Source organism: Liquorilactobacillus vini DSM 20605 (assembly GCF_000255495.1).
GTDB lineage: Bacteria > Bacillota > Bacilli > Lactobacillales > Lactobacillaceae > Liquorilactobacillus > Liquorilactobacillus vini.
This window is the reverse complement of record NZ_AHYZ01000079.1, coordinates 1-13,891: the sequence shown is the minus strand read 5'-3', so window position 1 is coordinate 13,891 and position 13,891 is coordinate 1. Positions and strand designations below refer to the sequence as shown.

Annotated in this window: 12 protein-coding genes; 10 read left to right on the top strand and 2 right to left on the bottom strand. The window is 38.8% G+C overall.

Going from position 1 to position 13,891, the window contains the following annotated elements; all coding sequences use genetic code 11:
* Positions 1–217: 217 nt before the first annotated feature.
* The 6 genes from ON15_RS05115 (at position 218) to cydC (ending at position 7,753) form a co-directional block, all read left to right on the top strand.
* Complete coding sequence (locus ON15_RS05115) at positions 218–1,054, top strand: alpha/beta hydrolase (protein WP_010580408.1); 837 nt, start codon at positions 218–220, stop codon at positions 1,052–1,054.
* Positions 1,055–1,154: 100 nt separating this feature from the next.
* Positions 1,155–1,508, top strand: coding sequence for a DUF1516 family protein (locus ON15_RS05110; protein WP_010580407.1), 354 nt, complete (start codon positions 1,155–1,157; stop codon positions 1,506–1,508).
* A gap of 335 nt (positions 1,509–1,843) precedes the next feature.
* Complete coding sequence (locus tag ON15_RS05105) at positions 1,844–3,265, top strand: cytochrome ubiquinol oxidase subunit I (protein ID WP_010580406.1); 1,422 nt, start codon at positions 1,844–1,846, stop codon at positions 3,263–3,265.
* Positions 3,265–4,284, top strand: a complete 1,020-nt coding sequence (cydB, locus tag ON15_RS05100; RefSeq protein ID WP_010580405.1) for a cytochrome d ubiquinol oxidase subunit II — start codon at positions 3,265–3,267, stop codon at positions 4,282–4,284. The genes ON15_RS05105 and cydB overlap by 1 nt, the downstream gene beginning before the upstream one ends.
* 2 nt (positions 4,285–4,286) lie before the next feature.
* Positions 4,287–6,002, top strand: coding sequence for a thiol reductant ABC exporter subunit CydD (gene cydD / locus ON15_RS05095; RefSeq protein WP_010580404.1), 1,716 nt, complete (start codon positions 4,287–4,289; stop codon positions 6,000–6,002).
* A gap of 2 nt (positions 6,003–6,004) precedes the next feature.
* Entirely contained in the window at positions 6,005–7,753 is a 1,749-nt protein-coding gene (gene cydC, locus ON15_RS05090; protein WP_010580403.1) for a thiol reductant ABC exporter subunit CydC, read from the top strand.
* 76 nt (positions 7,754–7,829) lie between these two features.
* Here the strand turns inward: cydC and ON15_RS05085 are convergent, their stop codons facing one another.
* Positions 7,830–8,813: a polyprenyl synthetase family protein gene (locus ON15_RS05085; RefSeq protein WP_010580402.1), complete on the bottom strand. Its 984-nt coding sequence runs from the start codon at positions 8,811–8,813 to the stop codon at positions 7,830–7,832.
* A gap of 119 nt (positions 8,814–8,932) precedes the next feature.
* Between ON15_RS05085 and ON15_RS05080 the strand changes: the two genes are divergently transcribed.
* Together ON15_RS05080 and ON15_RS05075 are read left to right on the top strand one after the other, a co-directional pair.
* Positions 8,933–9,838 (top strand): prenyltransferase, encoded by a 906-nt coding sequence (locus ON15_RS05080; protein WP_026049498.1) that lies wholly within the window; start codon positions 8,933–8,935, stop codon positions 9,836–9,838.
* A 22-nt stretch (positions 9,839–9,860) separates the two neighbouring features.
* Positions 9,861–11,072, top strand: a complete 1,212-nt coding sequence (locus ON15_RS05075; protein WP_010580400.1) for an NAD(P)/FAD-dependent oxidoreductase — start codon at positions 9,861–9,863, stop codon at positions 11,070–11,072.
* Between the two features lie 217 nt (positions 11,073–11,289).
* Here ON15_RS05075 and ON15_RS05070 read toward each other — a convergent pair whose 3' ends face one another.
* The gene (locus tag ON15_RS05070) at positions 11,290–12,147 is read right to left on the bottom strand and encodes an NAD(P)-dependent oxidoreductase (RefSeq protein WP_010580399.1); all 858 of its coding nucleotides are present in this window, start codon (positions 12,145–12,147) and stop codon (positions 11,290–11,292) included.
* Positions 12,148–12,570: 423 nt separating this feature from the next.
* Between ON15_RS05070 and ON15_RS05065 the strand changes: the two genes are divergently transcribed.
* Together ON15_RS05065 and ON15_RS11985 are read left to right on the top strand one after the other, a co-directional pair.
* A complete protein-coding gene (locus ON15_RS05065) occupies positions 12,571–13,692 on the top strand; it encodes a GGDEF domain-containing protein (RefSeq protein WP_010580398.1) in 1,122 nt (373 codons plus the stop codon).
* Positions 13,689–13,891 (top strand): hypothetical protein (locus ON15_RS11985; protein WP_010580397.1); only part of this gene is annotated, 203 nt, incomplete at its 3' end. The genes ON15_RS05065 and ON15_RS11985, both read left to right, overlap by 4 nt.

Here is a 13,891-nt window from a genome sequence, read left to right as displayed (position 1 = left end):
AAGAACAAAAACGTTCTCGAGTGAAACAGTATTTTTTTATTTTTAGGATTTAAAAATGTTTACGACCAAACATCTGCTGATGACTAGCTTCTTTAACTGAACTTTAAATTTTTAAGTAAATCTTTAGCAACCTTAATGATTTTTTAAACCTTCAGCGATTGATTCTTATAGAAATTATGGTATTCTAAGCGAAAATAAGCTCAAGGGAGTGGGCTGGATGAAAAGATATTACGGTTTATGGGTTGTTTTGGCTATTTTAGGTGTGACCATGGTGGGATGGACAAAGGGGAGCCAAACCAACAATCGGACACAAACCCCAACGTTTTTCTTGCATGGTTATGGCAGCAGCTATCGAGCAGAACTTTTTTTTGTTCGGAAAGCGAAACAAGCTGGAGTAACTGATTCAGTAGTTCGAGCTAATGTTTTGCCAACAGGAAAGGTATTGTTGCAACATTCAGCTACCTGGCGAAGGAATAGTCGTAATCCAATTGTTGAAGTTGATTTTGTTGATAATCGGGATCGAAATTATCATCAAGATGCAGATTGGTTAGCGGATGTTTTACATCGTTTGCAACGAAAATATCATTTTCATAAATATAACGTTGTAGCTCACTCGATGGGAAACTTAGATCTGATGTATTATTTACTGGGAGACAAACGCTTGTCAGGGCTTAAACTTAAGCATCAAGTTGATATCGCAGGTCCATTTGACGGATCTAATATTGATGGATATAGTTTTTTAAATAATCGTTTACAAAAAAATGGTTTACCGACGAGACTTAGCTTTTTTTATCATTACTTTTTAACTCATCGCGATCATTATTCATTTGACCAGACAAGAGTGATGAATATCTATGGAAATTTGAATAATGGAAGTAATTCTGATGGACGTGTTAGCACAGTTTCAGCTCGTTCTCTAAAATATTTATTGCAACATCGTGCTAAAAGCTATCAGCAAATTAAAATTTCTGGAGCATCAGCCCAACATAGCCAATTACACCATAATCTTAAAGTCAGTCGTTTGATTAACCAGTTTTTATGGAAAGCTTCTTAGAATTTAAAATAAAACATAAGTGTACTTTGTTTGAATTGTGTTTGCAGACAAGGTACACTTTTTTATGGATTTGAACTTACATAATTTGGAGGAAATATTGATGATTTGGTTATGGCTCCATTTATTAGCAGCAGTTATCTTATTTGGCGTAATTTTGATCACTGTTATTAAAAAAAAGGCACTTGCAACAGTTGTAATGACGGCTCGAATTGATTATTTAATTGCCATTATTAGTGGAATAATGCTGTTTGACTATGCTTGGTCAAAGTCGCCGGTGTTGGCTGTTTTAAAAGCATTAGCGGCTTTGGTAGTGATTGGACTTTGTGAAATTCTCTTTAAACGTGTCAGCCAGCTTACGGGTCTTGGTCGCGGACTGATTTTAATGTCAGTGATTGTGCTGATCATCTTTGGTTTGCTGTTATCAGCAGGTTATCCCTTAATAAGTCTAGTTTAGAAAAATTATTTTTTAATAGCTTGTGAATAATTATGCATTAAAAGTAAGTAAATAATTGAGACTTCTTGTTTTTTATAATTAAAGAATAAACATGAAAGTATGGTGAAAGCGGATAACTGTGGCAACTAGTGTTAGGAAGATTGAGTACTCAGCTTCCTGACTAGTGCAGTGAAAAATACATTTTTCACAAGCTTTATTTATTAAACTTATTGGATTTTTCACTAAGGTGGAGTATATTAAGAGTGGTAAATTCAATTATTTATTTTTATTTGTTGTTGAAGGGAGCAATTGTTGCTTTCAAGAGACAAAAAGCAATTATAAAGGAGGAGATCTGCATGAGTATCGTTTCATTGGCACGCTTTCAGTTTGCAATGACCACGGTCTTCCATTTTTTCTTTGTACCATTTTCAATTGGGACCGCGCTTGCTGTTGCCATTATGGAAACGACCTATGTTGTAACTAAAAAGAAAGAATATCTCCGGATGGCAAAGTTTTGGGGGAATATTTTTCTATTGACCTTTGCCGTTGGAGTTGTTACCGGGATCATTCAAGAGTTCCAATTTGGGATGAACTGGTCTGATTATTCAAGATTTATGGGGGATATTTTTGGAGCACCGCTGGCGATTGAAGCGCTGCTGGCATTCTTTATGGAATCAACTTTTTTAGGTTTATGGATGTTTACTTGGGAGAAAGTTGGGCCAAAATTGCACGTGACCTTTATCTGGCTGGTAACTTTTGCTTCAATGATCTCCGCTCTGTGGATCTTGACAGCTAATAGTTTCATGCAGCATCCGACAGGTTATGCTATCAAAAATGGTCATGCTGTCATGACGAGCTTTAGTGCTTTATTGAAAAATCCGCAGCTTTGGTATGAATTTGGTCATGTTATTTCCGGCACAATCGTTACTGGCGGAATCATTATTGCTGGGTTGGCAGCTTTTCAGCTCTTAAGCAAAACAGCTAAAGAGACTCATTTTTATAAAAAGTCATTGCGCTTAGGTTTGTTGTTGGCTTTGATTGGTTCAGTTCTCGTAATTTTTGCCGGTGATCAGCAGATGAAATATTTGATCAATGAACAACCGATGAAATTTGCCGCAACTGAGGGGCTTTACAATACGACCGGCAAACACGCTTCTTGGGCAGTAATCGATTGGTCAAATGAAAAAGAACATAAAAACGACTTCAGTTTGGACATTCCGGATATGTTAAGTATTTTAGCTTATGGCCGTACTTCTGGAGCAGTCAAAGGGATGAATGAAGTCAATGCGCAATTAGAAAAGAAATACGGCAAGCAGAATAATTACTATCCACCGGTCAATGCTTTGTTTTGGAGTTTCAGAGTCATGGCTGGTTTTGGCGCTTTAATGCTGCTGGTTTCTGCGCTGGGTTTATTCTTGACGCGCAAAAAAAAGCCGATTTTATATGAGCACCGCTGGATGCTATGGATCATTGGTTTATGTACCTTTGCACCATTTTTGGCAAACACTGCTGGTTGGCTAGTAACTGAGTTAGGACGTTATCCATGGACAGTTTACGGCCTATTTACGATTCCAGAAAGTGTTTCGCCAAATGTTTCAGTTGGTTCGCTACTGACTTCAAATATTGTATATTTCTTACTGTTCACATTCTTGGCAGCAACGATGATTTCACTAGTTCGGGTAGTTTTGAAGAAAGGTCCGGGCTATGAGGAACAACAAGCTGAAAAAGATCGTCGAGCAGACAAAGTTGATCCATTTGACAAGGAGGCGTTCGAATAATGAGTCCTTTACAATTTATTTGGTTTTTACTAATCGGAGTCTTATTTGCAGGTTTCTTCTTCCTTGAAGGATTTGATTTCGGAGTTGGAATGGCAACAAAGGGGTTAGCTGTTAACGAGCAGGAAAAAGATCAGCTGATTGCAACAATTGGTCCGGTTTGGGATGGCAATGAAGTTTGGTTGATTACGGCTGGCGGAGCGATGTTTGCTTCTTTCCCGTTTTGGTATTCAGCTCTCTTTAGTGGCTACTATTTGTTGTTCTTTATCATTTTAGTTGGTTTGATCATTCGCGGAGTTTCCTTTGAATTTAAGGCACAATCGCTGGATCATAAAAAGGGACTTTGGGAAGCAGCATTAGTGCTGGGCAGCTTAATCGTGCCGTTTTTCTTTGGCGTGGTTTTCATCAGTATGATTCAAGGAATGCCACTTGATGCTAAGGGCAATATGAGCGCTTCATTTACTGATTATATTAATTGGTTTTCGGTTGTTGGCGGAGTGGCAGTCACTTTGCTGAGTTATCTGCACGGCTTAAATTACATTGCTTTGAAAACAACTGGTCCGATTCGGCAGCGGGCGAAAAATCAAGCTAGCATGTTTTATTGGATCTTGTACGTTGGTTTAGTAATTTTTGCTATTCTAATGTACTTCAAGACGGATTTCTTCGCCGTTCATTTTGCAGCAACTTTAGGACTGCTAGTCTTGATCGTTTTATTAACAGTTGGAGCTCATATTAGTGTAATGAAATCAAAGGAAATGCCAGCTTTCTTAGCTAGTGGCTTAACCTTTGTTGCATTAGTTGCACTTTTGTTTACTGGTTTATTTCCCCGGGTTATGATCAGTTCAATCAGCCCAAAATATGATTTGCTGATTTCGACAGCATCTTCAAGCCCATATACCTTGAAAGTTATGACAATCGTTGTTTGTGTCTTCTTGCCGTTTGTCTTGGCTTATATTGGTTGGACCTACTATATTTTTCATGAACGGATCAGTCACCGTCCGGAAACTGGCTCTGGGTATTAATTATGATTGATAAAAAGTTACTGACTTTCCCGCGAATTCGGCTAGTGTTAGTGCTGCTTTTGGGATTAGCCGGTTTGCAAGCCGCTTCAATATTGGGGCAGGCTTGTTTTTTAGCTAAAGCAATCACTGATTTATGGGCTGGCCAAGCATTAAGCGAGCAATGGCAATGGATTGGTTTCTTTGTGCTATGTTATTTGCTACGGCATTTGATTTTATGGCGCAAAGAGGACTTGCTTGATAGTTATTCGCGTCAGCAAGCGCAACGTTTGCGGCAAGAATTGCTTAGCAAAGTCTTTGAACAAGGGCCATCGCTGATTCAAGGTCAAGGGACAGGTAATGTGACAACGATGGCTTTAGAGGGAATCGATCAAGTCGAAAAATATCTGCGGCTGATTTTGGCTAAATCAACTACCATGATGGTTGTTCCTTGGCTGATTTTGGCAGTTATTTGGTATTTAGATTGGCGCTCGGGTGTTTTTTTGCTGATTATTTATCCTTTAATTGTGATTTTTATGATCGTCTTAGGCTATGCTGCCCAAGCCAAAGCTGATCGCCAATATCATACTTATCAGCTGCTATCAAATCATTTTGTTGATTCACTACGTGGGATTGATACCCTGAAATATTTAGGATTAAGCCAACGCTATGCCCGCAGTATTTTTAAAACGAGTGAACGGTTTCGCCGCGCAACGATGAGTACACTGAAAGTAGCAATTTTATCAACTTTTGCACTCGATTTCTTTACGACCCTTTCGATTGCAGTGGTCGCTGTTTTACTAGGAATCCGCTTAGTTGACGGGACAATCTTATTGTTCCCGGCCTTGACAATTTTAACCTTAAGTCCGGATTATTTCTTGCCGATTCGGGATTTTTCAAATGATTATCATGCAACTTTAGATGGCAAAAATGCTTTAACGGCAATCAACCAGATTTTGGCAGTTAAAACAACTGAAATAACCAAAGTTTCATTGCCAGCCTGGAATGATCAAAGCCAGTTGACAATTTCCCAGTTGGACTTTGCTTATCCGCAGCAGTCAAAGTCTTTACAGCAGTTGAATTTTCAAGCGATTGGTTTTCAAAAGATCGGGATCATTGGATTGAGCGGTTCAGGTAAGTCAACTTTGATTAATCTTTTGGGTGGCTTTTTAAAACCGCAGTCAGCTCAAATTAAAATCGCTGGTCAGGAACTAGCATCTTTTGCTCAGCCTGATTGGCAACGGCAGCTAATCTATATTCCGCAAAACCCGTATATTTTTCGAGCTTCATTGCGTGACAATATTGCTTTTTATCAACCGCAGGCAACGACAGCCCAAGTTGAGCAGGCAGTTAAAGTCGTTGGCTTGGAAAGATTAGTAGCTCAGTTGCCGGCGGGATTGGATACGCAAATTGGTGAGGGTGCCCGCGCACTGAGTGGAGGTCAAGCCCAGCGGATTGCTTTAGCGCGAGCTTTTCTTGATCAAAGCCGAAAAATACTTTTATTTGATGAACCAACTGCCCATTTGGATATTGAAACTGAAGTTGAGTTGAAGGAGCGGATGTTGCCATTAATGACAGATCATTTAGTATTTTTTGCAACTCATCGTTTGCATTGGATGCAGGAAATGGACTGGATTTTGGTAATTGATCAAGGAAAGATTGTCGAACAAGGGACCCTGGCTCAACTGCAGCAGCAACATGGTGCATTTGTTCAGTTAAGTCGTTCATTAAGGAGTGTCTGATCATGCAGATTTTTAAACTTTTTAAACGTGATAGCTGGGTGCGCCCATTTTTGAAAAAATATCGCCGTTCATTGATTCTGGCATTATTTTTGGGCTTTATGACTTACTTTTGTGCAGCTGCCTTGATGTTTAATTCTGGTTATTTGATCAGCCGTGCAGCTGCTCTGCCGGAAAATATCTTGATTATTTATGTTCCAATTGTCTTGACGCGAGCTTTTGGAATTGGCCGGCCAGTTTTTCGTTATGCTGAACGGCTGACCAGTCACAACTGGGTCTTACGCTTAACTTCGCGATTGCGCTTGAAGTTGTACCAAACATTAGAACAGGATGCAGTCTTTTTTAAGAGCCATCATCAAACTGGGGATGTTTTGGGGTTATTGTCCAACGATATTGATCATTTAGAAAACTTATATTTACGAACAGTTTTTCCAACGATCACTGCCTGGAGTTTATATGTTTTTATCATTATCGGCTTAGGCTGGTTTTCCTGGTGGTTTGGATTGGCTATGTTACTCTTGTTTGCGATTATTATTTTTGTCTTCCCGCTTTGGTCACTATTGGCTAATGCGGCCCGTCAAGAACAACAGAAGGTTTTAAAAAATCAGCTGTATACTGAGCTGACAGATAATGTACTGGGGGTTTCTGATTGGATTTTCAGTCAACGGACGAAAGAATATTTGACGGCCCATTTGGCTAATGAGCAGCATTTGGCCTATGTCCGCCAAACGCTTCAAAAATTCGACCACCGACGCGATTTTTTGGTGCAAGTGGTCTTTGGTTTGCTGACCGTCGTTTTGTTAGGGTGGACCAGTTTTCGCTTTCCTGGCAGTCATGGGGGAGCTGCTAATTGGATTGCAGCTTTTGTGCTGGCAATTTTCCCACTAGTTGATGCTTTTGCTCCTTTAAGCCAAGCAGCTGAGGAGACGAATATTTATCAGGATTCGCTTCAACGGTTAAATCAACTAACATTAACAGAAAGCGGCCAACCGCCAATGGATCAAACTATACCAGCGCTTAAAGGGCCATTGACGCTTGAAGTCCAGCAGCTGGACTATCAATACCCGGCAACTGCCCAAAAAGCACTGGCAGGTTTGAGTTTAACGATCAAGTCTGGTGAACGGCTGGCGATTCTCGGACGGAGTGGTTCCGGCAAAACAACTTTAGCTCATCTTTTGCGTGGCGACCTTAAACCAACGGCTGGTCAAGTAGCTTTAAATGGTGTAGCAACTTGGCAGTTAAATCCAGAGATCAGCCAATATATTGGGGTATTGCATCAGTCGCCATATTTATTTCATACGACTTTGAGTAATAATTTACGCTTAGCGAATGAGCAGGCGACTGATCAGCAGTTGTGGAATGCTTTGGAGCGAGTAGGACTCAAACAATTAGTCGCTAAACTGCCCGCTGGTTTGGCGACCGAAGTTGATGAAGCTGGTCTGCGTTTTTCTGGCGGTGAGCGACATCGGTTAGCTTTAGCCCGGATTCTGCTGCAAAATGTTCCAATCGTCATTTTAGATGAGCCGACTGTTAGTTTGGATCCAATTACTGAACAAGAGCTAATTGAAACGATTAACCAGCAGTTAGCCGGTAAAACACTGATTTGGATTACTCATCATTTACAGGGGCTGTCTTTAATGGATCAGGTAGTTTTTATTGAAGATGGGCGGTTACAGATGAGCGGTTCACCACAGGAACTAGCAATTCATAATCAGCATTATCAAAAACTGTTAGCGATTGACCGCGGAATTTGAATAACTGGCGATCAAGCAGCAAAAAAGCACTAGGACAGCAGTTAGCAGTTATACTTTCCTAGTGCCAGAGCTGATCTTAAAAAGTTCGTTTTAATAATTTTTTAGTTAATTGTTGGAGTTCTTCGGCAGCTTTTCCACTGGGCAACTGATTGATCTGTTGAATCGCTTGGTGAGTGTAGTTCAAAGCCAGTTGTTTAGCCTGTTTGACCCCGTGATATTTTTTGACTAGCTGGCTGACTAGCTGGATTTCGGATTTTGAAATTTGCCGTTTCTTAGCTAATAGCTGGTCGAATTCGGCGGGATGTTGTTGATAAGCAAGCAGTAGCGGCAAAGTATAGACACCTTGGGCAACATCTTCCAAGACGGGTTTTTTCAAAGTTACTGTTGAACTTGAATAATCAAGGATATCGTCGTAAATTTGAAAGGAAATTCCAATGTTTTCCCCAATTTGAGCTGCAAGAGCGACCATTTTTGGCTGGTTCAAGCCGCCAAAATAAGCTCCTTCCATACAGGCTAAGCGGAATAAAGCAGCAGTTTTGCCTTTAATATTGGCTAGATAATTGCTGATTGGCTGCTGTTGTTGAAAACGAGCGGCCATCTGGTTCAATTCACCATGCAGCAAGTGGCGCATCGTATCGGAATTGATTTTCAGATAAGGGGTACCATTCATGGTTTCAATCAAAAGTTCAAAAAAGATAGTGAACAATAGATCACCAGCATAAACAGCAGTATCTTTGCCATATTTGGCTTGGATCGTGATTGTTCCATGTCGTAGGGGCGAATCATCAATAATGTCGTCATGAATCAAGGTCGCTTGGTGCAAGATTTCAAGTGAAGTGGCTATTTTGGTCAGTTTTTCTGTTTGCCGCTTATCTGGCTGGCCTAATTGAGCAAATAAAAGAAATAATCCAGGACGCAACATTTTTCCTTGCTGTTGGGCACAGTCGTTAAGCAGTGCTTGAATCGCTTGGTTGTTTGAAGATAATAATTGATGCATCAGCGAACGAACATCATTCAGCTGCTTAGCAATCTGAGGGTAATGTTTCCATAAATCTAACATGATTTAAATCCTTTCCTGTCCCAACAATTAGTTGCTTGGTAATCTCTAAATATTATTAAACCACATTTTTTTAAATAGCGGAAAGAATAAAATTGGAGGTAGATAATATGTCGAATAAAATGACACTTCCAGTCTTTTTGGAACTTGTCGAAATTAAGGCGAAAACAGCCAGTGTCTTGCCATTTATTTTGGGGGCATGTTTTAGTTGGTTCAATTATCAATCCATTCATCCAGGGTTGTTGGTAGCCTTTTTTGTTGCCATGTTTATTTTCAACATGTCGGTTGATATCATGGACAATTATAACGATTATCATCATGCGGTTGATACCAATAATTATCGGCAAAAGACTAATATTATTGGCCGTGAGAATTTATCATTGCACCAAGTCTTTTGGATGATGGTCAGCATGATCGTAGTCTCAGCTGCGATTGGTTTATGGATCGTCACTATCGTGGGTTGGCCGTTGCTGGTTATGGGAGCCATTTGTTATTTGGTCGGAATCTTTTATTCGTCTGGGCCACGACCGTTATCAAGTCTGCCGTTAGGTGAATTATTTTCTGGACCAACGATGGGCTTGATGATCACCTTAATCTGTGTTTATATCAATACTTATCAAATGTTCAGTTGGGATTGGGCAAACCTAGGGAGAATTTTGCTGATTTCACTGCCTAATACGTTATGGATCTCAAATTTGATGTTGGCTAATAATATCTGTGATTTGGATGAAGATGAAAGTAATCAACGATATACTTTAGTTCACTATCTTGGAAAGAGACGTGCACTACATTTATTTGTTATAATGAATGTGATAGCGGTGATCAGTCTAGTTGCAGCGGTGGCAGTCAAGATTGCACCATGGACAGTCCTTTTGGCCTTGCTGGCTTTACCGTTTATTATTAGTCAGATCCGGCTGTTTCTAAAAAAACAGGTCAAGCGGGAAACGTTCATTTGCGCAGTTAAGATCTTAGCTGTCGGTGCTGCTAGTCAAGCATTATTTTATTTAGTGTTTATGCCGTTTGTTTAAATTTTATAAGGAGATGGATAAGTTGAAGGAAGTAGTTATTTTAGGAGCGGGTTATGCTGGTTTACGGGCCTTGCATCGCTTGCAGGCTCAAAGCAACAGCAGTTTTCATATTACTTTGGTTGATCGTAATGATTATCATTATGAAGCAACTGATTTGCATGAGGTGGCCGCTGGAACTCAAACCAGAGAAAAGATCACTTATGCGATTAAAGATGTGATCAACCCATCAGTTACGACTTTTATTCAAGCAACTGTTGAGAAAATTAATCGTGATCGCCAAGAAATTGATCTAAAAAATGGTCAAAAATTGCATTATGATTATCTGATCGTTTCGCTGGGCTTTCGCTCGGAATCATTTGGCATTCCAGGAGTGGAAGAACATGCTTTAGAAATGGTTGATGTTGAAACGGCTGAAAAAGTTTATCAGCATTTAGTCAGTCAAATGAAGGATTATACGCACACTCATAATCCAGCTAGTTTGCGGGTAGTAGTTTGCGGTGCCGGTTTTACGGGAATCGAATTGCTAGGTGCTCTATGTGATGCACGTCGTCATTTAGCTTCAATTGCTGGGGTTGAGCCGCAAGAACTGGAATTTTATTGTGTGGAAGCTGTTACTCGTTTATTGCCAATGTTCGATGAAGAATTGGCTGATTATGGGATTTCGCATTTAAAGAACTGGGGCGTGAAGTTTTTAACTGGTAAACCAATCAAAGCCATTAAGCCTGATACGGTTGTTTATCAGGAAGACAAAGAAACCGGTACTACCAAGAATTTGACTGCCAAGACGATCATTTGGACAACAGGTGTCAGCGGCAGCCGGGTAATGGAAGTATCCGGTTTCAAACAGCGCCGGGGTCGGGTCATGGTTGCTGATGATCTAACTGATCCAGAATATAGCAATGTTTATATTATCGGGGATGTTTCAGCAGTTATGAATGCCCAAAACAATCGACCGTATCCGACAACAGCACAGATTGCTTTAAAAATGGGTGATCAAGCCGCTAAAAACTTATTAGCTCAGCTTAAAGGAGAGAAAGGCGACAAATTTACGTTTGAATCAGCTGGCTCAGTTGCATCAATCGGTAATACGCATGCGTTTGGCTTAGTCGGTAAGACAGCAATCAAAGGTTATCCGGCTTCATTTGTGAAAAAAGCGATCATGGATAAATCATTGCTGGCAACTGGCGGTTTGAAAGAAATGTTTGCCAAAGGTCGCTTTGACTTGTACCATTAGGCTCAATATTAAAAGCTTTGGCTAATTAGTAGTCAAGGCTTTTTAATAACTACATTTTGCTCATTATTTTGCAAAATGTCAATCTAATTTTTAAATTTTAAATATTTTGGTTGCTAATATTAGTTTATTGGAATTGTTGAATTGTGAAAAATTTGTTAATAAAAAAGCAGCACTAAGCTGTTAAACTTGAGTAGCTGCTATAGCAAATACATGGGGATCAATAAATATTAATCAAACCTTGCGTACCCTGATCGCCAAGTCCTTTGACGTCGACCATGATTTCGTACAAGCGCTTAGCATTGGCGGTTGCTCGCAGATCCAAGCCCATGTTATCGGCCTCCTCTAAAGCAATTCGTAGATCTTTTAAGAAATGCCGGGCAAAAAATCCAGGGGTGTAATCATTCTTTAAAATCCGGGGGACATAATTTTCCATGCTCCAATTGTCAGCACCGCCATTTGACAAAGCTTTCAAGATCTTTTGTTCATCTAAGCCGGCTTTGCGGGTATAGAGCAACATTTCTGTTAAACCAGTCATTGTTCCGGCGATCATGATTTGGTTAGCCATCTTTGCGTGTTGTCCAGCACCGGCCGGACCAAAATAAGTCGTAGTTTGACCAATGATCTTAAAAAGCGGCAGCAAACGATCATAAGCAGTTTTTGATCCGCCAACCATAATTGTTAATGTTGCTTGCTTAGCTCCAATGTCACCACCGGAAACTGGAGCATCCAAAGCAGCAAAATCATGTTTAGCGGCGTACTGACCGATTTTAGCGGCGAGCGAAGGTTTACTGGTTGTCATATCAACAACTGCTGATCCGGGAGTTAAAGTTTTAAAAATCCCTTCTTCTCCAAAATAAACTTCTTCGACATCTTGCGGAAACCCAACCATTGTAAAGACGACTTCGCTAGTTTTAGCAACTTGGGCCGGGCTATCACACCAAACTGCTCCCTTAGCAACTAACTGATCAGCCTTGCTTTTAGTTCGATTATAGACAGCTAGTTTTTGACCAGCTTTTAATAAATTTTCAGCAATTGCCGCTCCCATAACTCCAGTTCCGATAAAACCAATTTTCAAGTGGATCCTTCCTTTCCGAAAATACAACTTAAAAATAAAACGGTACCCTGTTTTCATAATACTGGCTGATTTGACAGGTGTAAACTCAAGTGACTTGTTTAACCCAAAATTTATTTATTTTTCAGCAAGCTTCCCAGCCTTGACGAAACTTCGTTGAATTAAAAGAGAAATTAGTATAAAGGATTCAAGAATCACAAACGCAATTATAGACGAACTTAATGAAAAATTGGTTTGCTAAAGTTATTTAGACTAACTAGGGTGATAAATTTTACTTTTATTCAAAGTTAATAATTATTTTAAATTAACAAAGGTTTATTTTAACTTTTCCTGTTATTATAATTAGTGTAAAGTATTCTACAAAATAGTAATTAAAGTTCTGAATTTGAAGTAAACTTTTAAAATAGGGAACCTTTAGAGGGGAAAATGTTAAAACTAATTATTTTGGGATTTTATATGCCGATTATGCTGACTAGTTTATTGTTAGCACGTCATATTTTCTACACTTATGTCATGGAAAGCTTTGATCACAAATCAATTATTTTGGATTATTTAATGGAAGGATTAATCTTCTTTATTCATGAAATTATAATCATTGATTTTTCTTTTATCAGTTTAGGCTTGATTTGTTTTCAATATGTTTTACCAATTGCTACTTTTTTTCTTGGAAGAAAAAGGTATGCGAACTTAAATTTTATTTTGACACCTTTAATAGTTTTTGGCTTTTTAAAATTAAAAACTGGATTGGTCAGTACAGCATTAATTCAAATCTATTTGAAAGCTTTTTTTGTTTGGTTAACTTGTTGGTTAATTGTTATGTTGAAAAATATCGGTTTTTTTGGAAAGTTTAGCCTGGCTTTATCCTTCATTAATATTTTCAACACGGTGATCACATTTTTTACATTAAGAAATTTTTATAGTATTCAAGATCGGATAATACTTTTTTTATGCATCTTATTTGGAACGGCACTGATTATTATCTTTATTTATGCTTATTTAAGGGATCTTAAGCGGCGTCGTGAAATGAAAAAGCAGATAACTTATGATAGTCTTCATGATCGTTTAACGAATTTATTAAATTATCGAGCGTTCTCAGTTTTTGTTAGTGAACAGACTTCGCAGGATGACCTAACAATCTTGATGATTGATATTGACAACTTCAAAAACTTAAATGATCAGTATGGACATATTGTTGGGAATCAAATTCTCCGCTTTTTTGCGAACAAATTAAACAGTACTTTTTTGAAAGAGTATAAGTATGAGGTGTTTATTTATCGCTTTGGTGGCGAGGAATTTTGTGTTATTATTCGTGATATTTCAGTTACTGATTGCTATCAAACAGTTTTAAACTTAAAAAAAGTTTTAAAGGAGCATCCGTTTAGGTTAAAAACACATCAAAAAATTGATTTCTCATTTTCGGGAGGAATTGCCCGTTCAACTAAAACTATCCATCCTCGTGATGCTTTAAGATACGCTGATACCCTCCTTTATCAGGCTAAAAAAAGTGGCAAAGCAAAGGTTAATTATGGTGAGGAGGATCAGGGATGATTGAGATTCTGTTGATAGGGTTTATACTACCAATGGTGTTATTGAGCTTTTTGTTATCGCGACATACTTTTTTTCATTATGTTTTACATGGTGAAATTAGTTGGGCAATAATGATTTTGTGTGTCAGTGTATTATATGTGGTGCAAGAAAGTTTTATTATTGTTATTTCAATTGATAATTTAAATTATGTTTATTATGG